This window comes from Methylorubrum populi (assembly GCF_002355515.1).
Classification (GTDB): domain Bacteria; phylum Pseudomonadota; class Alphaproteobacteria; order Rhizobiales; family Beijerinckiaceae; genus Methylobacterium; species Methylobacterium populi_A.
The window spans coordinates 1,478,874-1,505,000 of record NZ_AP014809.1 but is presented as its reverse complement, the minus strand read 5'-3'; the positions used below and the strand labels follow the sequence as shown (position 1 = coordinate 1,505,000).

18 protein-coding genes (1 of these 18 cut by a window edge) are annotated in these 26,127 nt (G+C 72.7%); 6 read left to right on the top strand and 12 right to left on the bottom strand.

Going from position 1 to position 26,127, the window contains the following annotated elements; all coding sequences use genetic code 11:
• On the top strand, positions 1-758 hold the 3' portion of the coding sequence (gene chrA / locus MPPM_RS06900; RefSeq protein WP_096484414.1) for a chromate efflux transporter. Its footprint begins 493 nt before the window's first position; the window shows 758 of its 1,251 coding nt (coding positions 494-1,251); its start codon lies off the left edge, out of view; its stop codon occupies positions 756-758.
• Positions 759-771: 13 nt separating this feature from the next.
• On the opposite strand, the gene bcsN is transcribed toward chrA, so the two are convergent.
• The 7 genes from bcsN to MPPM_RS06865 all read right to left on the bottom strand — a co-directional run bounded on the left by bcsN (position 772) and on the right by MPPM_RS06865 (position 14,293).
• Entirely contained in the window at positions 772-1,824 is a 1,053-nt protein-coding gene (gene bcsN, locus MPPM_RS06895; protein ID WP_096484413.1) for a cellulose biosynthesis protein BcsN, read from the bottom strand.
• Complete coding sequence (locus MPPM_RS06890) at positions 1,821-3,860, bottom strand: chromosomal replication initiator protein DnaA (protein ID WP_096484412.1); 2,040 nt, start codon at positions 3,858-3,860, stop codon at positions 1,821-1,823. Before MPPM_RS06890 ends, bcsN begins: the two co-directional genes overlap by 4 nt.
• Positions 3,845-5,116: a family 8 glycosyl hydrolase gene (locus MPPM_RS06885; RefSeq protein WP_096484411.1), complete on the bottom strand. Its 1,272-nt coding sequence runs from the start codon at positions 5,114-5,116 to the stop codon at positions 3,845-3,847. Before MPPM_RS06885 ends, MPPM_RS06890 begins: the two co-directional genes overlap by 16 nt.
• On the bottom strand, positions 5,116-7,776 hold the full coding sequence (locus MPPM_RS06880; RefSeq protein WP_244573495.1) for a cellulose biosynthesis cyclic di-GMP-binding regulatory protein BcsB: 2,661 nt from the start codon (positions 7,774-7,776) through the stop codon (positions 5,116-5,118). Before MPPM_RS06880 ends, MPPM_RS06885 begins: the two co-directional genes overlap by 1 nt.
• Positions 7,777-7,781: 5 nt before the next feature.
• Positions 7,782-10,250 carry a UDP-forming cellulose synthase catalytic subunit gene (gene bcsA / locus MPPM_RS06875; protein WP_244573494.1) on the bottom strand — a complete coding sequence of 823 codons (2,469 nt, stop codon included), beginning with the start codon at positions 10,248-10,250 and terminating at the stop codon, positions 7,782-7,784.
• A gap of 540 nt (positions 10,251-10,790) precedes the next feature.
• Complete coding sequence (bcsS, locus tag MPPM_RS06870; RefSeq protein ID WP_096484408.1) at positions 10,791-11,603, bottom strand: cellulose biosynthesis protein BcsS; 813 nt, start codon at positions 11,601-11,603, stop codon at positions 10,791-10,793.
• Positions 11,604-11,857: 254 nt separating this feature from the next.
• Complete coding sequence (locus tag MPPM_RS06865) at positions 11,858-14,293, bottom strand: response regulator (protein WP_096484407.1); 2,436 nt, start codon at positions 14,291-14,293, stop codon at positions 11,858-11,860.
• A 400-nt stretch (positions 14,294-14,693) separates the two neighbouring features.
• Here MPPM_RS06865 and MPPM_RS06860 point away from each other — a divergent pair, with 400 nt between their 5' ends.
• Positions 14,694-16,277 (top strand): amidase, encoded by a 1,584-nt coding sequence (locus MPPM_RS06860; RefSeq protein WP_096484406.1) that lies wholly within the window; start codon positions 14,694-14,696, stop codon positions 16,275-16,277.
• A gap of 160 nt (positions 16,278-16,437) precedes the next feature.
• Positions 16,438-17,190, top strand: coding sequence for a DeoR/GlpR family DNA-binding transcription regulator (locus MPPM_RS06855; RefSeq protein WP_096484405.1), 753 nt, complete (start codon positions 16,438-16,440; stop codon positions 17,188-17,190).
• 18 nt (positions 17,191-17,208) lie between these two features.
• Here the strand turns inward: MPPM_RS06855 and cydX are convergent, their stop codons facing one another.
• From cydX to MPPM_RS06840, 3 genes are all read right to left on the bottom strand, one after another.
• Positions 17,209-17,340, bottom strand: a complete 132-nt coding sequence (cydX, locus tag MPPM_RS06850; protein ID WP_012453227.1) for a cytochrome bd-I oxidase subunit CydX — start codon at positions 17,338-17,340, stop codon at positions 17,209-17,211.
• A gap of 68 nt (positions 17,341-17,408) precedes the next feature.
• Positions 17,409-18,563: a cytochrome d ubiquinol oxidase subunit II gene (gene cydB, locus MPPM_RS06845; RefSeq protein WP_096484404.1), complete on the bottom strand. Its 1,155-nt coding sequence runs from the start codon at positions 18,561-18,563 to the stop codon at positions 17,409-17,411.
• 81 nt (positions 18,564-18,644) lie between these two features.
• Positions 18,645-20,234, bottom strand: coding sequence for a cytochrome ubiquinol oxidase subunit I (locus MPPM_RS06840; protein ID WP_096484403.1), 1,590 nt, complete (start codon positions 20,232-20,234; stop codon positions 18,645-18,647).
• Positions 20,235-20,333: 99 nt separating this feature from the next.
• Between MPPM_RS06840 and MPPM_RS06835 the strand changes: the two genes are divergently transcribed.
• The 3 genes from MPPM_RS06835 (at position 20,334) to MPPM_RS06825 (ending at position 24,742) form a co-directional block, all read left to right on the top strand.
• Complete coding sequence (locus tag MPPM_RS06835; RefSeq protein ID WP_096487758.1) at positions 20,334-22,079, top strand: ATP-binding cassette domain-containing protein; 1,746 nt, start codon at positions 20,334-20,336, stop codon at positions 22,077-22,079.
• Positions 22,079-23,704 carry an ATP-binding cassette domain-containing protein gene (locus tag MPPM_RS06830; protein WP_173807987.1) on the top strand — a complete coding sequence of 542 codons (1,626 nt, stop codon included), beginning with the start codon at positions 22,079-22,081 and terminating at the stop codon, positions 23,702-23,704. The genes MPPM_RS06835 and MPPM_RS06830 overlap by 1 nt, the downstream gene beginning before the upstream one ends.
• Before the next feature lie 285 nt (positions 23,705-23,989).
• On the top strand, positions 23,990-24,742 hold the full coding sequence (locus MPPM_RS06825; protein ID WP_096484401.1) for a Crp/Fnr family transcriptional regulator: 753 nt from the start codon (positions 23,990-23,992) through the stop codon (positions 24,740-24,742).
• A gap of 66 nt (positions 24,743-24,808) precedes the next feature.
• Here the strand turns inward: MPPM_RS06825 and MPPM_RS06820 are convergent, their stop codons facing one another.
• The gene (locus MPPM_RS06820) at positions 24,809-25,147 is read right to left on the bottom strand and encodes a c-type cytochrome (RefSeq protein ID WP_096484400.1); all 339 of its coding nucleotides are present in this window, start codon (positions 25,145-25,147) and stop codon (positions 24,809-24,811) included.
• The gene (locus MPPM_RS06815) at positions 25,147-25,959 is read right to left on the bottom strand and encodes a universal stress protein (RefSeq protein WP_096484399.1); all 813 of its coding nucleotides are present in this window, start codon (positions 25,957-25,959) and stop codon (positions 25,147-25,149) included. The genes MPPM_RS06820 and MPPM_RS06815 overlap by 1 nt, the downstream gene beginning before the upstream one ends.
• Between the last annotated feature and the right edge of the window lie 168 nt (positions 25,960-26,127).

Below are 26,127 nucleotides of genomic sequence, written 5' to 3'. Positions count from 1 at the left end.
TCGCCCTCGGCGCGCTCCTGCTGACGGTCTTCGCTCCCACGGCGCTCAGCCAGATTCTGGCGATCGCTCTCGGTGCGGCGGCCGGCCTCGTCCTGTGCCGCTCGGATGACGGGCCGGGCAGCGGCCCTCGCGCGGTTCCGGTCTCGCGTCGGGCCGGCGCCCTCGCCGGTACCGTCTTTCTGCTCCTGCTGATCGGTCTTCCCGTCCTCGCACAGGAACTCGGCTCCCATGCCCTGGCGGTGTCGGACGCCTTCTACCGGTCCGGTGCCTTCGTCTTCGGCGGCGGCCACGTCGTCCTGCCGCTGCTGCGCTCGGCGGTGGTCGAGCCCGGCTGGGTGTCGCCGGATCGATTCCTGGCCGGCTACGGCGCGGCCCAGGCCGTTCCCGGGCCGCTCTTCACGGTGGCCGCCTATCTCGGGGCCGTCGCGGAACCGGGGCCGAACGGCCTGCCCGGCGCCGCCCTCGCGCTGGCCGCGATCTTCCTGCCGGGCCTCCTCCTCGTCTACGCGGCGCTGCCGTTCTGGGATGCCGTCCGGGCGCGGCCGGCGGCGCGGGCGGCCATGCGCGGAACCAATGCCGCCGTGGTCGGCATCCTCGCCGCGGCCCTTTATGACCCGGTCTGGACCGGCGCCGTCGTCGCGCCGCGCGACTTTGCCATTGCCGCCGTCGCCTTCGTTCTGCTGACCGTCTGGAGGGCGCCGCCCTGGAGCGTCGTTGTGCTCACAGTCCTGGGCAGCCTCGTCCTCGCTCCGGGGTGAGGGGGCGCTCCGCTCAAGGCCCGTCGCGGCCCGGAGCGGGCCGGTAGGCCTCCACCGGGAGGTCGCGGGACAGGCTCTCGCCGGTCGAGCGGCCCGGAGCCGGGCTCGGCATCAGGCCGCCGCCCGCGCCCTCGGCCGGTTTGGGCACATCGGTGATGTAGCGTTGCGTTCCCCCCGGCGGCGGAGCGGCCGTCGGCGGTTCGGCCGCCGGGTTCGCGCTCTGTGGCGTGGTGGGGGCGAGATAGCGGCGGCTGCCGTTGTCGGGCGGTGTCGCACCCTGTGTCGGTCCTGGTGCCGATCCGGGCGTTGCTGCCGGTGTCCGGGCCGGCGGTGTGGGCTGGGGCTGGACCGGCGATGCGGTTCCGGCGGGCGACTCGCCGGGGGCAGGGCGGGCGGCCTGCCGCTTCGCGGGCGCGGGCTTTTCGCGTCGGACGGTCGCGGGGCGCGGCCGGACCGGTGCCGGCCGGGCGCCGGGTTCGCCGGGCAGACTGATTGTCATCCGTTCGACCGCGGCGACGAGATCGTCGAGGCTGGCCTGCGCCGTGCGGCACAGCCGGATCCTCAGGGACAGGGCGCGCCGGCCCGCGGTCGGCGCCAGCGAACCATCGAACAGCCCGCCGCGGCTCGCCACGCGCTGGGCCGGGCTCGCCCGCTCGAACCACTGCCACGCGTAGAGGCAGTCGGTCCCCAGCGCCATGCCGACCGGTCCGTAGCCGTTGCGCCGCGGGGCGACGATGCGCAGGACCTGGCCGGGGAAGCGCACCGCGATCTCGCCCTCGATGCCGAACTGGCTCGGCTTGGCCAGCCGCGGCGGAAAGGCGAGCAGCAGGTCGCCGGTCTCGTTGCGCAGGGCGACCTCGGCATGGTTGCGGCCGTCGCCGCCCTCGAAGCGGATGCGCTGGTCGAACCCGTCGCGCACCCGCGTCTCGACCACGCCCGCGACCGGCCCGGCGCCGGGCAGGCGCAGGACCGGTGCGGATTGGGCAAGGGCGGACGGGACGGAGGCGGCCTCCGCGAGGAGCAGGGCCGGGAGCGCCGCGAGAAGCCGGAGCAGACGCGATCTCACGGAAAACCCTTCGCGTTCGGCCCGGTGCCGGAGGAGAGGCGGGAGGGCACGGAGAAGCGGTCGCTCTCCGGGCTCGTCCCGGCCCGGCCGCGCTCGGCCTGCTGGTCCTGCCAGAGCGTGCCGGCCGGTGCAGGGGCGAGCCCCTCCGGCTTGTCGAGGCCGTTATAGCCCGGCAGCAGAGCGAAGCCGTAGCGCTCGTAGGGCATCGCGCCCGCCCCGTTCACCCGCCGCGCCACCAGGGGCGGACGCGCGGTGACCGGCTCGCGGGCATAGCTGCCGGGGGCGGCGGGCTCGGACAGCGCCCGCTGCAGCGAGGACGGCGGGTAGCGCAGGGCGTTGTCGAGGGGCACGCTCAAGGGGAACTCGCCGCGCTGGACCGCCGCCGGCACCGTGCCGGCCTGGGCGCCGACATTGGCCGCGTCCGGCCGCGGCACGCGGCCGTAGGACGGGGCTTCGGGTCTCGGCTCGGCCTTCGCCTGCGCGGACGGCCGGGTGGGCGGCGGCTGCGGACCGAGGCAGGGCAGCGGCGGCCCGCCCGGATCCTCGCGGAACAGCAGATCGACGACTTTCGGGAACAGGCCGTCGTATCGGTTCACGACCTCGAGATAGGCGCGCTGGCGCTTCAGCCGCTGGAGCGTCAGCGCGTAGCCGAACACCGTGGTCTCGCTCGGCATCCAGGCGACGGCGCGCTGGAACCATTCGAGCGCCGTGTCGAACTGGCAGGAATTGTAGGCGTACCACGCCAGCCCCTGCGCGCCCTCGCCGGAGGCGGAGGCGATCACGACCTTGGCGTAGCGCTCGATCCGGGCCGGTTCGATGAAGGGCGGGTTGGCCTGCGTCAGCTTGCGTTCGAGCACGTCGATGAACAGCAGCTCGTTGCCGACGAAGCGGTCGCGCCAGGCATAGGCGACCTCTTCCGCCTCGCGCAGCATGTTCAGCTCGCGCAGGGTATGGGCGAGGCCGTGGGCGACCATGGCGTCGCCGCCGCGGCCGATGGCGAGCTTGAACCATTCCAGCGCCTCGCGGAACTGGCGCCGCTTGTAGGCGTACCAGCCGAGCAGGCCGGTCTGGCTCGGGTCGCCGCTCTTGCGGGCATAGGTCTGGAAGGCGGTGAGGTCGGCCAGCGTCGGCGTCTGGGCCGGCTCGTCGTGCAGGAAGGCGGCGATGCGCGCCCGGGTGATGTCGAGGCGGATCGCGTCGAATTCCGAGGCGCCCTCAGGGTTGCTGCGCCCCATGGCGATGAGCCGCTCGGCCTGATCCATCTTGAGATGGCCCATCGCCTTCTGGATCGTGGCGAGGCGCGCGCCCGCATCGGCGCTGCCGTCGAGGACGGACTTGTAGAGGTCGAAAGCGTCCTCGGCCGCACCCGTGGTGGCCAGCGCATCGGCGATGATCCAGAGGCTCTCGAGGTCGGTCGTGTCGAGGGCGCCGGGATCGGCGCGGTAGAGCGCGACCACCTCCTCGGCGTTCCTGCCCGATTCGTTCTTGCCCGGCCCGTTCTTCTCCGCGGCGGCCTTGATGCCGTTGCGGAACTCCGCCCGGCGGAGTTTGCGCGCCAACTCCTCCGAGGGCTGCCAATTGGGTTCGAGGGAGCGGCGCGCGGCGATCGCCGCCCGCAGGTCCTGGAAGCGGCCGGCGGTGAACAGATCCCACAGCGGCGCCTCCTCGGGCGGGCTCGGCTGCAGGGTGTCGAGGTCGGGCGGCTCGGTCCAGCCCGGATAGAGCCGCTTCAGCCGCGCGATCTCGGCCTTCATCCGCGCGGTCTGCTTCTGCGAGGCGTAGTAGCGCAGCGCGCTCTCGTCGACCATGCCGGGCGTGCCCCCGGTCTCGGGATCGACCATGATCGCAGGGGCGCGGGTACCGTCGCCGTAGAGGACGCGCGGGGCGGCCTCGGGTGCCGGCTGGGCGCCGGTCTGGGCAGGGGAGGGCTGGGCAAGGGTGGTTTGGGCAAGGGTGGTTTGGGCAAGAGCGGGCGCCGCGCTCGCGAGCAGGAGCGCGGTCAGGCCGCTGGCCAGGGGAGTCAGGACTTCACGCATGACGGATACCGCATCCGGGCCGCGATCAGCGCCAGGAGGTGGAGGGTTGTCGGATAGTAGTTCTGATTGTCCTGCACCGTTCTTAAAGGCTCGGGAAACGGCGTGCCGTCGGCGGCGCAGGCGGTGAGTGCGGGAATCGCCGTGTAGCCCACCTCGCTCAGCCACTCGACCGGCTGCCCGTCGCGGGTGTCGACGATCGGCAGGCGCTCACGGTCGATCCCGCCCCACAGCGCCTTGAACGGCGCGTAATCCTCCGGCCGCCCGACCCCGGCCCAGGCGAGATAGAGCGGCACGCGGATCGCGTTGTAGGAGAACAGCGGCGGAAAGCCGTCGGCGGGGCGAAGCGCCTCCTTGGCCGAGATCCACTCGGTCGGCAGGCTGCTCGGTCCGAACCGGGACTGGCGCAGGAAGTCGAGGCCGCTGCGGATCAGCGAGGCCCAGTCGTATTCCGGGGCGACGATCGGCAGCCGCTGGAAGGCGGGGAAGACCCAGTAGGACAGGTTGATGAGGGGGCCGTCGGCGCGCTCGCGGGCCGAGAAGCCGGAGACAGCCGGCAGCAGAACCGGTCCGTGCGGGTCCTTGAACAGGATCGTCTTGCGGCCGAACTCGACGGCGATGCGGCGCGCGGCGGTGCGGTAGGATGGCTCGCCCCAGGCCTCGGCCGCCTCGGTGAGGGCCCAGGCGACCAGGATGTCGCCGTCGGTGGCGTTGTTCATGTCCGCCACCGCCGGGCGGTGGTCGGGCGCCCAGCGCCACGCCAGCAATTCGTCGGAGCGCACCATCAGGTTGGCGCGGGTCCAGCCCCAGATCCGCTCGAAGGCGGCGCGGTCGCCGGCCGCGACCGCGATCAACATGCCGTAGCCCTGGCCCTCGCTGTGGCTGATCATGCCGTTGGCGGTGTCGACGATGCGGCCCTGTTCGGTGACGAACCGCGCCCGGTAGGCGCGCCAGGCCGCCTCGTCGCCCAGGGTGTTGACGAGGGCCGGGCCGGAATCGCTGCGCGTCGGCGTCTCGGGGCGCGGCGGGCTCGGCAGGGCCGTGGCGGGCGGCACCGTGGTGGCCTCCGTCTGCTGGGCCGCTGGCTGAGCCGATTGCGGCGAGGCCTGCTGCGGAGATGTGGGCTGCGGAGAGGCCGGCTGCGGCGTCTGCTGGGCCGAGGCGGGGCCGGCCGCCGCGAGGGCGATTGTCCATCCGGCGAGGCGCAGGACCGCGCCGAGACGGGCACTGGTCCGGGAGCGTGCGGGGGCGGACCGCATCACGAGTTCCTCCGGCCGAGCTGGCGCACGAGGCCCGTGGTGGCGAGCCCGAGGCACAGGGCCATGAACAGGGTCATCCCGACGTAGTAGCCGGGATTCAGCGAGAGCCACGCCGCCGAGACCAGCCGGAAATTCGCGAGCGACCAATTGCGGGTCTCGATCAGCGCGACGCGGTCCGGCTGGACCGTGGTCAGGGTGCCGTCGGAGGCGTCCAGAAAGGCGGCGCGTCCGACGAGGCGGGTCCAGACCACCGGATCGACGAGGCAGGACACGGAGGCCTTGAGCATCGACGGATTGGGGGCGGTGACGAGCACGGTGGTCTCGCTGAGCCGGGGCCCGTCGCTGTCCTCGGCGATGATCAGCGAGGCGCGCGGGTTGACCGGCACGTCCCCGGAGGCCGGGACCTCGATCAGGCCCGTCACGCCGCTGCGCAGCCGCAGCGCCCAGTTCGCGAGCCGGGTCCAGCCCTCCCGCAGGACCGTGGGGACGAAGGCCGCGCCCGACAGGGTCTGGTCCCAGCGGGCCACGAGCTCCTCGTCGGTTTCCGGGCTCGCCGGCCGCGGCGAGGTGCGCGATGCCGGCGCCGGAGCGGCAGCCGGGGCCGGAGCGGCGGCCGTTGCGGGGACCGCCGCGGGGGCGGCCGCGACGCTGACCGGCACCGCGGCGGGCGGCAGGGCGCAGCGCATCGGCAGGTTGCGCCGCAGCCGGTCGAGGGTCAGCACGCCTTCGGGGCCGAACTGGCCCGGCGTGGCCACCGTCTCGGCCCGCCCCTGCCAGACGCGGCGGATCTCGTCGGGATCGAGACCGACCGCCTGGATCGTCACCGGATTGAGGGCGCGGGCCGGCGCCACCACGAGCTTGGCGCCGCCTTCCGCACCGCCCGCATCGGGCACGAGTTCGAAGTCGATCACGCCTTTGGCCGCGATGGCGAGGCGGGCGGCGAGCGTCGCGGCGGCATCCGCCGTCTCGCGGTCGGAGACCGGCAGCACGAGGCGCGGACGCCCCCCCGCCGCGGCGACGGGCACGGCGAAGGGCACCGCGCCCGCCTTGACCGCCGCGAGGTCGGGACTGCGCACCGCCCGCGCCAGGGCCGGGATTTCGAGGCGGGTGCGGTCGAGGAAGAGGAAGCGCGGCTGCCGCGCCGTCGGCGAGAGGGTGTCGCAGACCTTGTCGGAGGCGTTCGGCAGCTGCGCGCTGATCTCGACGCTGTTCAGCCCCGGCCGCCACAGGCTCAAGGGGAGCGGGATGGCCTGATCGTCGAACACCTCGCCGCGGGAATAGGGCAGCGGCACGCTGGCGGCGTTGCGGCCGTTGATGTCGACGACGATCTGGGCGGTCGAATCGAGCCCGGCGGCGTAGCCGCCGGCCAGGTGCAGCATCACCTTGCCGTAGTCCGCCGGCACGAAATCGGCGGGAAAGCGCAGCTCGATCCGGGTGCGGAGCAGGCGCCCGTTGAACTCGCGGCTCGTGGCGCCGAGACGCGACAGTTCGAGCCGTTCGCCGCCCTGAACCTCGTAGCCCCGGATCAGGGGCGCGAGCGCGGTGCCGGGCCCGCTGCCGCCGGCATCCCCGGCCGCGGCGAGCTGGAAAATCGCCGCCCGCACGTCCTCGGGGCCGGGGCCGGTCACGACGAGTGTCGGTGCGCGGGTGCCCCGCGGCGGCAGCAGCGCGAGCCGCGGCCCGGTGATCGGCCCGAGATCCTCGGCGCCCTCCGTGCCGCGGATCTCGGCGGCGGTGCCCACGAGGAGGTTGACGCCGTTGCGGCCGGAGAGCGGCGGCCCGAAACTGACCGCGGGCCGGGCGAGCCGGCTCACGACGGCCACGGCCTGCACGGCACCGATCATCCGCTCCAGGCGCGGCAGGGTCGGCTTCTCGTTGAGCAGCACGCCCATCGGCAGTGCCCCGCTCTCGTCGGGCTCCAGGGCGGCCAGGGACTTCAGGTCGAGGTCGGCGGCCGGTGCGACCACGAGACCGGACCGGGAGGGGTCGATCTGGGTCCACAGCTCGTAGGTCGCCTCGATCGTGCAATCGACCCGGTGGCGCTGGCTCGCCGTGAGGGTGACGGCGTTGTAGCCGGCCTTGAGGACGCCGTCGGGAATCGCAAATTCCACGACCTTGACGGCGCCGGGCGCCTGGATCCGGGTCCAGCCGACCTTGGTGCCGTTCACGAGCCCGGTCAGTTCCGAGCCCTCCGGTGCCACCGAGATCGCCGAGAGGTAGGAGACGCGCAGCCGCGCCCCGCCCCGCGCCTGCCCCTCGGTGAGGTAGACCGGGTATTGCAGCACGTCCTCCTCGCCCGAGAGCCGGAAGCCGCGGGTGCCGGCGGGCAGGCGGCGGGCCGGGGCGATGGTCGCCTGCACCTGGGTGCGGCGGGCCGCGTCCGAACTCTCCGCGGCCGGCGGGCGGCCCTGCGCCGCCGACGGTTGCGCGGGGGCTTGGGACGGTGCCGGATTCGGCTTGCGCAGGGCGTCGCCGGTCGGCGGTACCGTCAGGCGCTCCGCCGGACCGGTTCCGAGAAAGCTCTGCGCCCGGGCGGCCGTGCCCGACGCCACCGAGCCGGCCGCCGCGACCGCACCGGCGAGCGCAAGGGCCAGGGCGGGCGCCCGGGTGATCCGGTGCCACGGACCGGCGCCGCGTCGTGGGGGGAGCCGCATCGCCATCCCCGTCACGCCGTGCCCGCTTCGCGGCCGGACCGGCCGCCGAGGGCACGCTCGTTCTCGTAGTCGAGCATCATCCGCACCCAGTCGTTCGAGGCGCGGGAGGGAGCTTGGTTCGGAGTTTGGTTCGGGGCCTGGTGCGAGGCTTGGTGCGAGGCCTGGACCGCAGCGGGGACGGTGCTCGGCGTCCCGGCCGGCGCGGGCTCCGAGGCAGCCGGCGGGGCGGAACGAGGCGCGAGCGCCTGCGCCGACGATGGCAGCAGAGGCTCCGGCAGGTTCGCCCCGGTCGGGGCCTGTTCCGGCGCGTCGTAGATCGGCGAGGTGCCGTCGATCACGGGGGCGACGGCCGGGCGCGCGTCGGCGGCCAGCGCGTAGCGCACCGCGCGCACCGGTTCCGAGAGCCCCCACCAGATGAATTGCAGGGTGCCGGTGAGGATGTCCTTGTGGCGGCGGCGGCGCATCTGGAAGCGGCGCATCGCCTCCGCGTCGCCGTACATCAGGCCGGCCAGCGCCACGTAATCCTGCGGGCGCAGGCGGCCGAAGCTGAGGCGGGCGAAGGCCTCGTCCTTGGCGCGCTCGACCCCCCCCAGGGATACCGGCAGGGCGCCGGCCGGGCGCGCGCCCGCCACCGGGACGACGGTGAGCGCGCCGGTCATCGTCCGGTGTCCGACCCCGGTCGGCAGCAGGGCGGCGGGCAGGCGCACCGTGCAGGTCTCCGCCGAGACGCGCTCGATCGACACGTCGATGGCCCGGCCGCCCAGGGTGATCTGGCCGCGCCGGCTGATGGCGAGCGAGGGCGTCCGCTCGAGCTGGCGGCGCTCGGCGCAGACGCCGAGCGCCGCGCCCGCGGTCAGCAGGTTGAAGAAGTTCCACAGGCCGACCACCAGCATCAGGTTGGTCACGCCCGGCTCGAACAGGTAGCGCCACGCCGCCACCCCGCAGCCCACCGCCAGCAGCCCGTAGACGGCAAAGAAGGGCAGCGAGGCCGACGAGAGATGGTTGTGGTCGAGGCTGATGCCCTTGTCGGTGACGTTGAAGGTGGGTTTCCGCGGTGACCAGATCACCGAGACGATCGCCTTCGACAGGTACAGGCCCTGGATGTATTCGTAGAGTTCCGAGACGAAGGGCCAGCGGAATTTACCGTAGACGTAGTTCTGCATCATCAGGTTGATGACGATGTAGGTCGCCGTGTAGGCGATCGATTCGTCGACGCTGGCGACGAAGATCTTCAGGTCGAAGAAGATGTGCAGCAGCGGCGCGAACATGAAGATCAGCCGCGGCACGGGAAAGAACCAGAACGTCATGCTGGAGAGGTAGGCGATCTTCTGGATCGGCTTGAGCCCCTTCTGCAGCGCGGGGTTCTTCAGGAGCAGGATCTGGAACATGCCCTGGCACCAGCGCGAGCGCTGGCCGATGAAGGCCGAGAGCGTCTCGGGCTGGAGGCCGGCGATCAGGGGCTTGTCGACGTAGGCGCTGGTCCAGCCGCGGGAATGCAGCTCGAAGGCGGTCTCGCAATCCTCGGTGATGGTGATGCCGGAAAACCCGCCGGCCTCGTCGAGCGCCGTGCGGCGCAGCAGGGCGGCGGAGCCGCAGAAGAACGAGCCGTTCCACTTGTCGAGCCCGCGCTGGGTCACCGCGTAGAACATCTCGTTCTCCGACGGCATCCGGTCGAAGGTCTTCAGGTTGCGCTCGATCGGGTCGGGATTGAGGAAGGCGTGCGGGGTCTGGACGAGGAACAGCTTCGGATCCTCGGCGAAGTAGCCGACCGTCTCGCTCAGGAAGGAGCGGAACGGGACGTGGTCGGCATCGAGCACGACGACGATCTCGCCGGTGGCGAAGGCGAGCCCGTTGTTGAGGTTGCCCGCCTTGGCGTGCTCGTTGCGGGCGCGGGTGAGGTAGCGGCAGCCGAGCGCCTCGGCGAGCGCGGTCAGCTCGCGCCGCCGCTCGCGCGCGGCCTTGGCCTTCTCCGGGTTGGGATCGGCGCATTTCTGGTCCGACCCGCCGTCGTCGAGCAGCCAGACGGTGAGCTTGTCGGGCGGGTAGTTCATCTGGCGCGCGGCCGCCAGGGTCATCGCCAGGATGGCGGCGTCCTCGTTGTAGCTCGGCACGAACACGTCGACGCTGGGCAGTTCGGCCGCGCTCGCCACCGGGGGCGGACGCCGCTTGAGCGGGTCGGCGTTGATGATCAGGCTGACGAACAGGATGAAGACGCAGTACAGCTCGCCGAGCAGCAGCAGCAGGCCGAAGCCGAAGCTGACCGGATCGCCGGGGGAGGGCAGCGTGTCGGTGACCCGCCACAGGATGTAGCGGAGCACCACGAGGCTCCCGAGCGCCAGGAACACGAAGCGGGTGCGCGGCCCGTCGAGGAACAGCCACAGCAGGATCATCGCCGCCATGGCGGCGAGACTCATGGCGAGCTGGTTCTGGGTCCCGACCGGCTGGCTCAGCAGAACGAGGCCTGCGACCGTCGTCCCCATCCACGCCAGCCACCGCAGCGCACGTATCACACTCGCCACCCCTGCGTCGCGGACCGGTCCATCATGAAAATACGACGATTTCCGGATGCGTTCACGCGTTCGCCGCCCAACTCTGCCAACAGGGTTGATTTTGCGCTGCGAGGCGTCGCGTCACCCGTAGAAAGATATCCGAGCCGGCGAAAGCACTTTCGCATCTATAGAACGCAACATCAAGGAAAGTCTTCCTGGTGCGGAAGTCAGACCTCATCCGAGATGCAAGTACTTTGCCGTGAGACAACTCGACAAGGCGACGGATTGTCCGCGGGCCGGGGGCGAGGCCTCGGCCCGGCGGCCGGCGCCCCGTGCGGCGCTCGCGTCCGGACGGGGCGGACGCGGTTTCCGGCCCTCGCGACCGCACCGTCCCCGTCGAACCGGCCTCCGCCGATCGGGCAGGCGTCCTAGAGCCGTATCCGACCTGATTGCATCAGGCCGGCGTCTCTCGCTCATTGTTTTGGCGCGCCTTCTCTCGACGAACCGGTGACCACTTCGTCGGAATGCGCTCTAGAAATTCGCCCGCGCCTCGATGCTCGAATAGTAGCCCGTGCCCTGCACCCGGTCCCGCACGTAGCCGACCGCGAGCGACATCTGGACGGGACCGAAGCTCAGGCCCGAGAGGTGGGCGCCGACCCGGTACTGGCGGAAGAAGTCGTCGCCGAGAAACAGCGCCTCCGGGCCGATATAGACGCCGTCGGCGACCATGTAGCCGACACGGAAGCGGGAATAGTACGCATTGAACTTGGTCGAATAGGAGCCGTAGGCCGAGACCATGGTCCGGTCGGTCGGCGTCGCGTAGAAATTGCCCGCCACCTTCAGGCCGACGCCGGTGCCGACGACGGGGTTGCCGGGATCGGGAATCGAGAGCTGGTTGCTGCGGACGTTGAAGCCGATATAGCCGGCCAGCGCCGCGTCGCGCCAGATCCACTCGTAGCCGGCGAGCAGCGAGCCCTCCTGCTGGTAGCCGGTGACCCGGGCGCCGACGGCCTGCCCGGGATAGGAGTAGGTGCCGGCCACGCCCTCGACGCGCACCCGCGCGCCGCTCACCGTCGGCGGGCTGCCGAGCGCCGTCGTCACGGTGACGGAGCCGAAGGCCGAGGAATTCGACGTGATGCTGGTCGACCCGTCGACGGCCACCGCCCAGCTGTCGTCGACCGCCTGCGCCTGCGCGCCGGTGTACCAATCGACGCCCGTCGCCGCGGGCGCGGAAGCCGGCAGGTCGGCGGCCCGCGCCGGAGCCGCCAACACGGCCGCGAGGCCGCAGGCAAGAACACAGAGATTCCCGGGAGTCCGTTGATGGTTGCGAGAAGCCACAGCCATTCGATCCTCGGATACGCACACGCTACACACCGATTTATCGGCCCCCACGGTTAACAGGAGCCTCTCGGAAACTGGAAAAGTTGTTCGGCTCAGCTGCGCGCCTATCCGCGAGACGGCCGCGACAGGGCGCTGCCGATAGGGGCGGCCGGCGCTCGAGCCGTATCCGACCTGATTGCATCAGGCCGGCGTCTCTCGCTCATTGTTTTGGCGCGCCTTCTTTCGACGAACCGGTGACCACTTCGTCGGAATGCGCTCTAGGCTGCCCGCATCTGCGGGGCCGTCGCGCTCAGGACCGCCGCGAGATCGTCCGGGCGGAACGGCTTTTCCAGCTGCAGGAACTGCCGAGCCGCCGCCGGGAGGTGCCCATGCGGGCTCGCCAGGATGATGCGGATGTCCGGATAGCGCTCGACCACGGTCGCGGCGAGCTGGAGGCCGGTCATCACCGGCATCGACTGGTCGGCCACCATGGCGTCGTAGGCCGCGCTCTCGCACAGCAGGGCCAGCGCGTGCTCGCCCGAGGCCGCCTGGACCACCTCGTGGCCGAGATCGGCCAGCGCCTCGGCCACGCTCGCCCGGACGAGGCTGTCGCTCTCCACGAGGAGGACGCGCAGGGCGGGCTGCCACAGCGGCGGCTCCTCCGCCCCCCGCCCGGTGGCCCTCAGCCAGATCTCGGCGACGAAGGCGTCCTCGCCGGTCCCGTCCGAGACGAGGTGCCAGCCGGCCTCGATCTCGGCGAGGAGCCGGGCCACCGTCTCCAGGGATCCGGGCCGCAGCGGGGACGGCGCCTGCCGGCCGGGCTCGTGCTGCCCGCTGGCGATGAGGAGGCGCACGCAAGGCCCCGGCGGCAGGCCGAAGCCCGCCTCCGCCTCGCCCCCGTGCTCGGCGGCGGCGCCGACCGCGAAGCCGCGAAGCCCGTGGTCGCGGAAATGGAAGGCGAGGTTGAGCAGGACGAGTTCGAGGATGCGCTCGGCGCACAGTACCTTCGGCAGGTCGCCGGGAACGCGGTTGATGACCGGCACGTCGCGCAGCACGTTGGCCTGCATGAAGGCGAGGGCGGCCTCGACGCTCGTGCCGACGTCGCATTCGGCAATTCCCCCCTCCTCGCCGCGCACGAGGCTGAGCATCCGACGGGTCAGCGCCGCTCCGCGCCCGGCACCGGCGAGCGCCGCGTCGACGAGGCGCGCCGGCTCCGGCGCCAGGCCGTGGCGGCGGCGCAGGGTGCCGAGATTGGCGGTCACGATCGTCAGCACGTCGTTGAAGTCGTGGACGATGCCGTCGGTGACACGGCGCAGGACGGCGTTGCGCCGCCGCTCGTTCAAGCCGGAGGGCGTCTCCGAGACGCCGTCCTCGATCGCCCGGCTGAGGGCATGGATGCGGCGGCCGTCGCCGGCCTCGCGCAGGAAGCGCACCAGCACCCGGCGCTCCGCCTCGGGAATGGGGGCGCCACCCTCGGCGCGGGCGCGCAGCACCACGTCGTGCGGACCGTCCGCCCGGCGCGCGGCGTCGAGGGTGAGGTCGAGGAGCGGGCGATCCTCCGGCTCGAACCACGCGGCGAGGTCGGACAGATCGGCGGCGTGGTCCGAGGCCGCCGCCGTCCCGGTGCTGTCGGCATCCGACCAGACGACCCGACGTGTCTCCGGATCGATCTCCCAGCAGGTCCAACCGGACATCGCCTCGAAGGTCTGGAGCCGGCCCTTGATCCGGTCGAGGCCGGTTCCCGCCAGCGCCAGCGCCGCCTCGCGGCTCCGGGAGCGGCCGGTGACCGCCTCGCTCAGGGCCGCGATCTCGCGCACCGGCGACGAGGCCGCCTCGTCCGGCCCGGCCTCGTCGGCGGCGAGGCGCTGCAGCGGCTGCGAGGCCCGGCCGCCCAGGGCGTAGCCGAGCGCGGCGGCCGCGCCCACCACGGCGAGGGCCAGCGCCAGGACGCGCCCGTCCGGGAGCGTGCCCGCCGCTGCGGCCGCAGGCGCGAAGGCGGTCACCACCCAGCCGGGGCTGCCGAGCTCGCGTCCGCCCTGGACCGGCACCGAAGCCGTGCGGTGCTCGCCCCAGGGCGCGGACGCGCTGCCCGCGAGCACCCGCCCGTCGGCGCCGCGCACCGTGAAGACGATGCTGTCGGGCAGGTCGAGCGCCTGACGCAGGCGCGGGCCGATTTCGAGGAAGGCGGGGCCGGCGCGGAGCTGGATCCGGTCGGAGCGGCCGGGCATCCCGAGGGACAGGATGACGTCGAACGGGGCGGTCTCGTCACCGCCATTGGTCGCGATGACGATCTCCGCGTTGCGCGCCCGGGCGAACCAGGGCTGACGGGCGACGCTGCTGCCGGTCCGGCGCGAATCGGCGGCAGCCCGCACGCTCCCGTCCGCACCGATCAGGGCGGCATCCCCGTAGCGCGGGTTGAGGGTGAGCCAGTCGCGCAGCAGGGTGGCGCGGTCGGCCTCGCCCAGCGCCGGGTCGCCGGGGCGCAGCAGCAGCGCGAGGGTCCGCGCCTGCGCGACGCTGCCGTGCAGCTCCGCATTGACCGCTTCCGCGAAGGCCCGCGCGCCCGTCAGGGCGGTCCGCTGCGCCCCGTCCGCGGCCGGGCCCGCCCCGACGATCGCGGCCCCGATCCAGGCCAGCAGAAGGGCCGCCGCCGCGATCAGGGCGAGCTGGGCCGCATTCAGAACCTTGAGCGAGATCCGGACGGAATCCAGCATGCGGGGGCTCCGCCGGCCTGGCCGGCCGGCCGCAGGGGGCCGGGATTGGCTTGCCTGCACCTTAGACGAGGGCGCTCAACGCTTAAGGGCCGGTTAACGCTGGCGGTATTCTCCGCCTCGGCGCCGGAATGGGTGGCGCTGCCCGCGCAATCCGGATCCGCTCGGCCGATCCGGGAAGGCGACGCGAATCGGGCTCGGCGCCAGCCTCCGCTCGGCCGTGAGGGATTTGTGGCTTTTGTGGCATGAGCCTTGCCAGAGCCCTCGCGCTGGCCGCGAGGGCCGGTGACGGCGAGCATGTGTGTCCCCGCGCTGAGCCCCCCGCGCGGACGACCCTCCTGAGCGGTTCCGACGGGATGGAACCGGCCTCGCCGTCTTCAAGGATGCGGAGCGCGAGATCGAGATGAATGCAATGGCCCTTTCCGTCGCCGTCGCCCCCGAGCCGGCCGAGGATGCCCTGGCGGCGCGGCTGATCGAGATGACGGTCGAGGACTGCCAGCGCGCCTTTGCCGAGGGCAGCGTCACCGCGGAAGCGCTGGCGCAGGCCTTCCTGGCGCGGATCGAGACCTACAACCCGCGCTACAAGGCGCTCATCGTGATGAATCCGCAGGCACTCGACGACGCCCGCGCCATCGATGCCCGCCGGGCGGCGGGCGAGGAACTGGGGCCGCTCGCGGGGGTGCCCGTGGTCATCAAGGACACGATGGACATGGCCGGCCTGCCGAGCACCGGCGGCTGGCACTTCCTCTGCGCCGAGGCCGGCGGCGTCGACCTGATCCCGGCCACCGACGCGCCGGTGACGGCGCGGATGCGCGAGGCCGGCTGCGTCATCCTCGGCAAGACCAACGTGCCGGTGCTGAGCCATACCGGCAGCCACGCCAACGATTCCTGGGCCGGCCCGACCCTCAACCCGGCCGCGCCCGACCGCATCCCCGGCGGGTCGAGCGCCGGCACCGCCACGGCGGTGGCCGCGAGCCTCGCCGTGCTGGGGCTCGCCGAGGAGACCGGCGGCTCGATCCAGAACCCGGCCTCGGCGCAGGGGCTGGTCGGCATCAAGCCGAGCTTCGGCCTCGTGCCGAATGCCGGTGTGATGCCGCTGGCCGGCAGCACCCGCGACGTGGTCGGGCCGATCGCCCGCTGCGTGCGCGACGCCGCGCTCACCCTCGACGCGCTCGCCGGCTACACCGCCGCCGACCCCAAAACCGTGGCCGGCATCGGCAAGCGTCCAGCCGGAGGCTATGCCGCCGGCCTCGAACCCGGCGCGCTCGCGGGCAAGCGCCTCGGCCTCTACGGGCCCGGCTGGCGCGACCTGCCGCTCTCGGAGGAGGCGTCCGCCCTCTACGCCCGTGCGCAGAAGGAACTCGAGGCCGCCGGCGCCACCCTGGTGGCCGATCCGTTTGCCGGCACCGAGTTCGCCGCCATCGCCGAGCCGACGCCGGGCCTCGTCTACTTCGACGCCCGCGGCTTCGAATCCGCGCCCTACGATCTCCAGCTCTACCTGGAGCGGATGGGGCCAGACGTGGCGATCCGCAGCTTCGCCGCCTTTGCCGAGGCCACCAAGGCCGAGGATGCCTTCGCGCCGGGCGGCGTGCTGCATCCGATCACCAACCTGCGTCAGCTCGCCGCCTGCCTCGCCGACCCGGCGAGTCCGCCCGACCTCTCCGACTTCCTCGCCGCCCGCGAGGCCTATCTCGCGCTGTTCGACCGGGTGATGGCGGAGCAGGGGCTCGACGCCCTGGTCTTCCCGCAGATGCGGGCCGAGCTGCCGCCGCTGCACGGGCCCGGTACGCTCTTGGAAACCACGGTCTGCGAGATCAACATCGCCGGCCTGCCGGGGGTGACGCTGCCGGCGGGCGCCTACGCCTCCGGCTCGCCGTTCAACCTGATCTTCGTCGGCCGGATGTGGAGCGAGGGCGACCTGCTCGCCTACGCCTACGCCTACGAGCAGGCGACGCATCACCGCCGCGCCCCGACTCTCGACGCCTGATTTTTTTAATCGAGGCAAGAGCCCGTTCGGCCTCTCGGCCGGGCGGGCGTGCGGCCGGTCCTGCACGCCCTGGTGCCGGCCCCTGTGTACGTCCTGAAATTGTGCGCGACCGGTCTGCGTCCGCGGCGCTATCCTCACTTCAACGGGGGACAGGGCCGGGATGCTGACCGATCATCGCCACGAGGAAATCCTCTCGCAGCTCGCGCAGACCGGGCGCGTCGGCGTCACCAGCATCGCCGCCGCGCTCGCGGTCTCCGACGAGACGATCCGGCGCGACCTCAAGATGCTGGAGGAGCGCGGCCTGCTGCGGCGCATCCACGGCGGCGCCGTGCGCCCGCGCCTCGATCAGGAGCGGCCGCTCACCGAGCGCAGCGGGCTCAACAGCCGCGAGAAGGGCCGGGTCGCCGCGCTCGCCGAGGGGCTGGTGGAGGACGGGATGTCGATCTTCATCGACACCGGCACCACGACGCTGGCGCTGGCCCGGCGGCTCACCACCCGCAAGCTCACGGTGACGACGAATTCCATCGACCTCGCGCTGCTGCTCGCCGACAGCCCGGCGCGGGTGAACCTGACGCCGGGCCGGCTGCGGCCGAACGACAACGCGCTCGTCGGCTACGACACCGTGGACTACGCCCGGCGCCACTTCTTCGATCTTGCGATCATGGGCATCGCCGCCTGCGACCTCGCCCAGGGCTGGATGGATTACGAGGAGCACGAATCCGTCCTGCGCCGGGCGCTGCGCGGTCAGACCCGGCGGGCGGTGCTGCTCGCCGATTCCCGGAAATTCGGGCGCCAGGCCAACCTGCAGACCTTCGACCTCGCCGCGCCGCTCACCGTGGTGACCGACCGGCCGCCGCCCGAGCCCTTCGCCGACCGCCTCCGGCAGCACGACGTCGATCTCATCTGCGGCTGACGGTCCGATCAGGGCGCCTCATGGCGTCGGCAGCGTCGGCGTGACCTCCGGCGGCGTCTCGCGCACGGCGCGCAGCTCGTACCAGAGGGCGTTGAGCACGCCGACCGCGGCGGCCAGTCCGAGACCGAGGATCCAGGCGAAGTACCACATCGTCGCGACTCCTGATGCGAGGCGGAAGGGGAGCAAGTCAGGCCCCGGCACCGCCGGGGCCGGGAGCGTCAGTAGGCGGCCGAGCCGGGGGCGGTGATGTCGCGGTCCGAGACCTTGCCCCACAGCACCCGGTAGACCCAGGCGGTGTAGGCGAGGATGATCGGCAGGAAGATCACCGTCGCGATCAGCATGTTGCGCAGGGTCGCCCGGCTGGAGGAGGCGTCGAACACGGTGAGCGCGTGGCCCGGATGCGTGCTGGACGGCAGGATGACCGGGAACATCGACAGGCCGACGGTGGCGATGATGCAGGCGATGCCGAGGCTGGAGGCGAGGAAGGTCAGCCCCTCGTGCCGGGTGCGGAAGCCGAGCGCCGCCAGCAACGGGCCGGCGATGCCGAGGAGCGGCACCAGGGCGAGGGCCGGATGGGCCCGGAAATTGGCGAGCCACGCGCCCGCATCCGCCACGACCGCCTTGGCCAGAGGGTTGGACGGGCCGTCGCCGGGGAGCGGGCTCGTCACCCGGTAGCCGCCGAAGGCGCCGGCCCAGATCAGGAGGCCGGCGAGGGCGAACAGGGCGGCGGTGGCGAGCGCCGCCTTGAGCCCGATGGCGCGGGCGCGCTCGGCGACCGGCCCCTCGGCCTTGAAGGCGAGCCAGGCCGCGCCGTGCGCCACCAGCATCGCCAGCGAGACGAGACCGCACAGCAGCGCCAGCGGGTTGAGCAGACCCAACAGGCTGCCCGCATAGATCGGGCGAAGGTCGCCCGTGAAGTGGAAGGGCACGCCCTGGAGCACGTTGCCGACGGCGACGCCGAAGATCAGGGCCGGCACCGCGCCGCCGACGAACAGGGCCCAATCCCAGCGGGAGCGCCACGCCGCGCCCTCCCGCTTGGAGCGGTACTTGAAGGCGACGGGCCGCAGGATGAGGGCGAACAGCACGAGGAACATGGCGAGGTAGAAACCGGAGAAGCTCAGCGCGTAGAGCGCCGGCCACGCGGCGAAGATCGCGCCGCCGCCGAGCACCAGCCAGACCTGATTGCCTTCCCAGGTCGCGGAGACGGTGTGGATCGCCACCCGCCGCTCGACATCGGTGCGGCCGACGAAGGGGAGCAGGGCGCCGACGCCGAGGTCGAAGCCGTCGGTGAGGGCGAAGCCGATCAGCAGCACGCCGAGCAGCACCCACCAGATGAGGCGTAGGCTTTCGTAGTCCGAGAGAAGGGCGAGCATGGAGGGGGACTCCTCGTGGGAGGGGCCGGCGCGGCGGCGGGTGCCGCCGGCGCCGGCAGGGAGCGAAGGGAGGGGCGAGGGCTACTCGGCGGCGACGAGGCCGGCCTCGTTCCGGTTCGTGCCGGCGCCGGGGAAGAGGGCGGCCGGGTCCTCGGCCAGGGTCTCGGGCCCCTTGGCGATGGCGCGCAGCATCAGCTGCACCTCGATCACCGCGAGCACGCCGTAGACCAGGGTGAAGCCGGCGATGGTGATGAGGAGCGAGGGGATGCCGAGTTCGGAGGTCGCCAGCGCGGTCGGCAGCACGCCCTCGATGATCCAGGGCTGGCGGCCGAACTCGGCGACGAACCAGCCGAACTCGATCGCGATCCAGGGCAGCGGCAGGGCGAAGAGCGCCGCCCGGAACAGCCAGCGCGGCGCCTCGGCCTCGCGGGCGGTGTACCAGAGCGCCGCCCCGAACAGGGCGATCAGCAGGAAGCCGCAGGCCACCATCGCCCGGAAGGTGAAGAACAGTGAGGGCACGTGCGGCACGGTGGACCACGCCGCCCGGTCGATGTCCGCGTCGGTCGCTTTGAGCGGATCGCCGATCAGCGGCTTGAGGAGCTGCGCGTAGCCGAGATCAGCTTGCGTCCGGGCGAACTCGGCGCGGGCCGCCTCATCCGTGCGGTCGGCCTTGATCCGCTCAAGGGCAGCGTAGGCGACGAGCCCGTTGCGGATGCGGTCCTTGGCATGCGCGACCAGTTCGGTGATGCCGGGGATCTCGGTCGTCAGCGAGCGGGTGCCGATCAGGCCCATCGCGTAGGGGATGTGGAGCGCGTAGCGGGTGGTGCGGCTCTCCAGATCCGGGACGCCGACCGCGGTGAAGGCCGCCGGAGCGGCTTCCGTGTGCCACATCGCCTCCATGGCGGCGAGCTTCATCTTCTGGTGGTCGGTGACGGCGTAGCCGCTCTCGTCGCCGAGCACGACGACGCTGAGCGCCGAGGCGAGGCCAAAGGCCGCCGCGATGGCGAACGAGCGCTTGGCGAGTTCGAGGTGCCGCCCGCGCAGGATGTAGAAGGCCGAGACGCCGAGTACGAACACCGCGCCGCAGACATAGCCGGCCGAGACCGTGTGGACGAACTTCGCCTGCGCCACCGGATTGAAGATCACGGCGGCGAAGTCGGTCACCTCCATGCGCATCGTGTCGGGGTTGAACAGGGAGCCGACCGGGTTCTGCATCCAGCCGTTGGCGATCAGAATCCACAGCGCCGAGAAGTTCGTGCCGAGCGCCATCAGCCACGTGACGACGCAGTGGGCGAGCGCCGAGAGCTTGTCCCAGCCGAAGAAGAACAGCCCGACGAAGGTCGCCTCCAGGAAGAAGGCCATCAGGCCCTCGATGGCGAGCGGGGCCCCGAACACGTCGCCGACATAGTGCGAGTAGTAGGCCCAGTTCATGCCGAACTGGAACTCCATGGTCAGGCCGGTGGCCACGCCCAGGGCGAAGTTGATCCCGAACAGGAGGCCCCAGAACTTGGTCATGTCGCGCCAGATCTTGCGGCGCGTCATGACGTAGACCGTCTCCATCATGGCGACGAGAATCGAGAGTCCGAGCGTCAGCGGCACGAACAGGAAGTGGTACATCGCCGTCAGCGCGAATTGCAGGCGCGACAGATCGACGAGCAGCGGATCGGTCATGGGAGGCTCCTTGTCCGACGCTGCCTGTCGCGCCGCCGCGCTTGGCGATCCTTGACGCAGATCAAGGCCGCTCTCGCCGCCCCCGCCGCACAAGGCGGCATGACCCGACGATCCCTCCGCGCCCGTTCCGGCCGCGCCGCCCTAGAGCATCGTCCCGAAAGGTGGCTGCCGGCTTTCGGAAAAAGACGATGCAAAAACAAGAGCCTAGAGCATCGTCCCGGATCCGATCTCCGGGACGATGCTCTAGAGCCCGCGGCGCTCGCCCTCGCCCGCGGGGCGGCGCGGGCCGGCCTGTCGCGCCTGCACGCCCTTCAGGCGCTGCGCTGCGCCGCGACGCTCGGGCTGGCCGTGGCGCTGGCGCGGCTCGCGGGCGCGCTGATCGAGACGGGGCAACTCGACGGGATCGCCCTCGGCCTCGCCGGGGCCTGCCTGCTCGCGGGCGCCGGGCTCGGGAGTCTGATCGAGGCGCACAGCGCCGCCCTGGAGGCGAAGGTCGCCGTCGCGCTCGTCGATGCCGCCGAGGCGCGGCTCGCCGCGATGCCAGCCCGCGCCGCCGCCGACCTGCCGCGCGGCGCGGTGATCGCCGGCCTGCAGCGGCATCCCGGCGCGCTCGCTCGGCTCGTCGTCAGCCATGCCGCGGCGCGGCGGATGATGGCGCTCGGGCCGGTGCTGACGGCGGGGGCGGTCGCGCCGGTGTCCTGGCAGGCGGCCGTCGCGCTGCTCCTCGCCACACCGGTGATGATCGTGTTCTTCGCCCTCGTCGGCGGCCTGATCCGCGACCGGGCCGCATTGCAGGAGGCGGCGCTCGGGCGGCTCGCCACCCAGTTCGCCGACCGAGTGCGGGTGCTGCCGACGATCCTCGCCGCCCACGGCCTGCCCCGCGAGACGGCCAAGCTCGACCGGCGGCTCAAGACTTACGCCGACGGCACCATGGGCGTCCTGGCGGTGGCCTTCCTGAACGCGGGCGTGCTCGACTTCTTCGCCTCGCTCGCCATCGCCATCCTGGCGGTCTTCCTCGGGCTCGGCCATCTCGGCCTCGCCGAGATTCCGGGTTTCGCGCATCTGGCGCTGTGGCAGAGCCTGCTGATCCTGTTGCTCGCCCCCGAATATTTCCTGCCGTTCCGCCGCTACGCCGAACTCTACCACGCCAAGGCGGAGGGCGAGGCCGCTGCCGAGGCGCTCGCCTGGGTCTTTTCGGAAGAGGCCGAGACGAGGCCCGAACGCGGCGCGGTTCCCGCAGTGCCGGGCGCCCGCGGCCTCGTCCTGCCCTATGCTGGGCCCGTCGCCGATTTCGATCTACCGGAGACCGGGCTCGTCGCCGTGACCGGGCCGAGCGGGGCCGGCAAGTCGACACTGCTGCGGGTTCTGGCCGGCATCGAGGCGCCGCTCGCCGGGGCTTTTCGCCTGCCCGCGCAGGGCGTGGCGGCGAGCTGGGTCTCCCTCGACACGCCGATCCCGGCCGGCACGCTCGGCGCGGCGATCGCTGACGGCGCGCCCGCGACGCCGGAGGCCGTGGCGGCCGCCGCCGCGACCCTCGGCCTGAGCGAGGATCCGCACTGGCCCGGCGGCCTCGACGCCCCCGTGCGGGCCGGCGCCGAGAACCTCTCCGGCGGCCAGCGGGTCCGCGTCGCCGTCGCGCGGCTGCTGCTGCGGCCGGGCACCGCCTTCTGCGACGAACCCACCGCCAAGCTCGATCCCGCGAACGCCGCGCGGGTGCGCCAGGCCCTGGCCAGCGCCGCCCGCACCCGCCTCGTCCTCGTGGCGACCCATGATCCCGCGCTGGCGGCGATGGCCGACCGGCGCATCGCCCTTAGGCCCACCCATTGCGAGAGGCAGGCCGCGTGATGCGCACCCGCTCCGACACCGCGCCCGCCGGCTCGACCCGCGCCGACACCGCCCGAGCTTGGCGCCTCGCCTTCGTCCTCGCGGCGCTGGCGCTCGCGGCGAACCTCGCGCTCGCCGGCACCGCCGTGAGCTTCCTGGCGGCGGTGGCCCTGGCCGGTGCCGGGCCGGCGGCCTTCGCCTTCAACTTCCACCATCCCGCCGCCCTGGTGCGCCTGTTCGCGCTGCTGCGCACCGGCGCGCGCTACGGCGAGCGCATGGCCGGCCACCGGGCGGCTTTGACCGATCAGGTCCGCCGCCGCGCCGGCCTGTTCGCGGCGCTCGCGCGGGCGCCGGAGAGCCGCGGCGCCGGCTGGCAACTCGGCCGCCCGGAGCGGCTCGCCGACTTCATCGACGACGTGGCCGACATCGACTACGCCCGTCTGCGCGTCGGCTTTCCCGTCGCCCTGACCGGCGCGGCACTCGGCCTCCTCACGCTCCTCACGGCTTACGTCGCGCCGCTCGCGCTCCTTCCAGTCGCCGGGCTCGCGCTGGCCGGCGCTCTCATCGCGCGGCGCACGCTGAGGCGGCTTGCCGGCATCGAGGCGTGGACGCGGAATGCGCGCCGCGCCGCCGCCACGCATCTCGGCACCGCCCTCGCGGGGGCCGTGCCCCTCGCAGCCGAGGGGCGTCGCGGCGCCGCCCTGCGGATTGCCCTCGATCCGCTGCGCGATGCCGAGCGCGAGGCCGCCGATGGACGGCGGGCGCTCGCCCGGTTCGAGGCCCTGCTGGCGCTCGCCGGTCCCAGCCTCGCCTTGGCGGTGCTGCTCGCCGCCTGGAGCGCGGGCGCCCGCGGCACCGGGCTCCTGCCCGCCGCCTTCCTCGCCTTCGCCTGGCTCGGTCTCGCCGAGCCGATCCTGTCCCTGGCGCGGACGCTGCCGGGTTCGGTCCGCGCGCGTCTCGCCCGCCGGTCGCTCGCCGTGGAGCCGGGCAGCGCTGCCGAGCCTGCCCCGCGGCCCGGCTCCGCCCCGGGCGCCCTGACCCTGCACGGCCTGCACCTGCGGGCGCCGGACGGGCGCGATCTCGGCCCGGCCCCGGAGCTGGCCGTCGTCCCCGGCACGCCGCTGACCCTCGTCGGCGCCAGCGGCTGCGGCAAGACCACCCTGCTGAAGGCGCTGGCCGGCTGGAGCGCGGAGCGGCCCGGCGAGACGATCCGGCTCGGCGGTGCCGTCCGCCCGGCGGAAGAGCGGCGGGCGCTGACGCATCTGAGCCTGCACGATGCGGCGATCCTCTCCGACACCGTGCGCGAGAACCTGTTCGCGCCCGGCGCCTCCGACGCGGCCTTGTGGGCGGCGCTGGAGGCCGTCGAACTCGACGCCCGCCTCCGTGCCGGCGGCGGCCTCGACGCCTGGATCGCCGAAGGCAGCCTCTCGCTCGGCGAGGCGCAGCGCCTCAACCTCGCCCGCGCATGGTTGAGCCCGGCCCCCGTCCTCCTGCTCGATGAGCCGGCCGAGCATCTGCGCGACGATCAGGCCGCCCGGATCCTCGGGCGCCTGCTCGCCCGCTGGCGCGACCGCGTCGTCGTGCTGACGAGCCACCGCCCGGATCTCGGGCTGCCCGGGCGCCGGGTCTCGCTCGGGACGACGTAAGGGTCGGAGTGAGGGCGTCAGGCGCGCTCGCCCCGCCTGCCGTGTCCGGGCCCGATCCGAGTCCGTGTGGCCGGGGAAGAAGCCGAGTAGTTCCGGCCTGAGGTCGGACCTTCAGGCGCATCCTGTCCGGTAGAGAGGCGAATTTCTTCCCGAAACATCCTCTTCCTCGACTGCGCTTTGTCCTGCGCTTGCTCGGGTTTTCCGGCTCTGTTCGCCGCGGCTTCACAGGCGGGGCGGATCGGGGCTATTGGATAGGCTCGGGGGATGCGCGGCGGGAGGTGTCCGATGCACGGCTCAGCGGAGAGCGCCCATGCCGAGCCTGCTCCGGCCGGCCATGCCTGCGCCCACGATCGATCGGAGGGCGGCTGCGCCGCGTGCAAGGTCCGCCTCGTCAGCGTCTGCGCGGCGCTCACGCGCGAGGAACTCGCCGGCCTGGAGGCGCTGAGCCAGCAGGTCCACCTCGACCCGCGCCAGGCCCTGTTCCAGCAGGACGACCGGGCCGGCGCCGTCTACAACGTCACCGAGGGCGCTTTACGCCTCTCGCGACTCCTGCCGGACGGGCGGCGGCAGGTGATGGGCTTCGCCATGGTCGGCGATTTCCTCGGCCTCGCTCTGCCCGAGCGCTTCACCGTCACCGCCGAGGCGCTGGCGCCGACGATGCTCTGCCGGTTCGAGAGGCGCGCCTTCGCCGGCCTCGTCGCGCAGACGCCGCACCTGCTGCAGCGCCTCTACGAGCGGGCCGGCCATGAGCTGTCGCTGGCACAGGATCACATGATGCTGCTCGGCCGCCGCACCGCCGAGGAGAAGGTCGCGAGCTTCCTGCTCGGCCTGCGCGCGCGCTACGGCCGCATCGGGCACGATTCCATCACCGTCGAGCTGCCGATGGGCCGGCAGGACATCGCCGACCATCTCGGCCTCACTATCGAGACGGTGAGCCGGATGCTGACCCGGCTCGACCGGGAGAAGGCGATCCTGATCGTGCCCGGCGGGGTGCGCCTTGTGGATCCCGCGCGGCTCGAACATCTTGCGGCGAACTGAGCGTCGCTCCCGAAACCCTTACCGCGCCGCTGTGACCGGACGTTTCGGGCGGCACTCCGAGGCGCCTCAGCGTTCGAGGCTCTGAAGATAGGCGATCAGGGCGTGGGCCTCGTCGGGATCGAGCCGGAATTCCGGCATCGACGGGTGCCCCGTGGTGATGCCCTCGGCCAGCGCCTCGGCCAGGTCCGTGACGGGATAGCTGCGGTGCAGGTCTCGGAACGGAGGCGCTTCCGCCAGCGGGCTCGCGCCGACGCGACCGATCGCGTGGCAGCGGGCGCAGTTCGTCCGCGCGATGGTCTCGCCGCGCTGGGCGCGGGCATCGAGGGCCGGCGCCGCGGCCGGCAGGGCGGCTGGATGGGCAATCAGCAGGAGGGCGAGGATCGGGAGGACGGTCGGAACGCGCATCAATGACACATCAGGCAGGGGAGGGGGCTGCGTTGCAGCATCTCGTAGGTGACGCCGCCGAACAGCCATTCGCGCAGGCGCGTGCGGCCGTAGGCGCCCATCACGATGAGGTCGGCCTCCTGTTTCAGGGCGAAACGCAGGAGTTCGTCGCTGTCGCTCACGGCGGTGCGCAGCAGATGCGTCGTTACGGAGGCGCCGTGGCGGGCGAGATGGCCGGCGACATCCTCCGCACCCTCGTAGCGGGCGCCCTCGCCGGTGCTGGCGACGAAGACCTGATCCGCTTCCCGGATGAAGGGCAGAGCGGCCGAGACGGCCCGGCGCGCTTCCAGGCCGTCCTTCCAGGCCACGACGATCCGGGCGCCCCGGAGGTGCTCGGTGCGCGGGGGCACCACGAGGATCGGGCGGGCGGCCTCCATCAGGACGGGGCCGGGCGGAACGCTGAGGGCGCCGAACGGGGCGTCGTCGACGCCGCGGCGCCCCACCACGAGGAGGTCGGCCGCCCGTGCCTGCCCGACGAGATGGGTGATCGGGCCGGCCAAGGCCTCGCGCCAGTCGCGGTGCAGCGGAGCCTCGGCGGATTGTTCGAACAGGGCGCGTGCCCGCTCGAGCATGGCGCGCGCCTTCTCCTCGAAGCGGGGATCCTCGTCGTCGATCTCGCCGATGTCGCGCACGTAATCCGGTGCCGGTACCTTGCAGGCGGCCGCTCCGGTGAGGGTCGCCTCGAAGCGCCGCGCGAGGCCGGCGGCGAGCCGGATGCGGTCGGGGGCGGTTCCGTCGAGATCGACCGAGACCAGGATGTTCGCGTAAGCCATTCTCGCCTCCGGGGCTCCCCCATCCGCTCGACGGCATCATCCTTGCCGGCCGCCCGGACGGGGTGCCTTGATCCAGCGCAAGGCGGTCGACGGCCTCCGTGCCCCGAAACGGCCGGCCGCCCGTTCGGCCGCGGCGACAGAACAGCCGAGAGCATCGTCCCGGATATC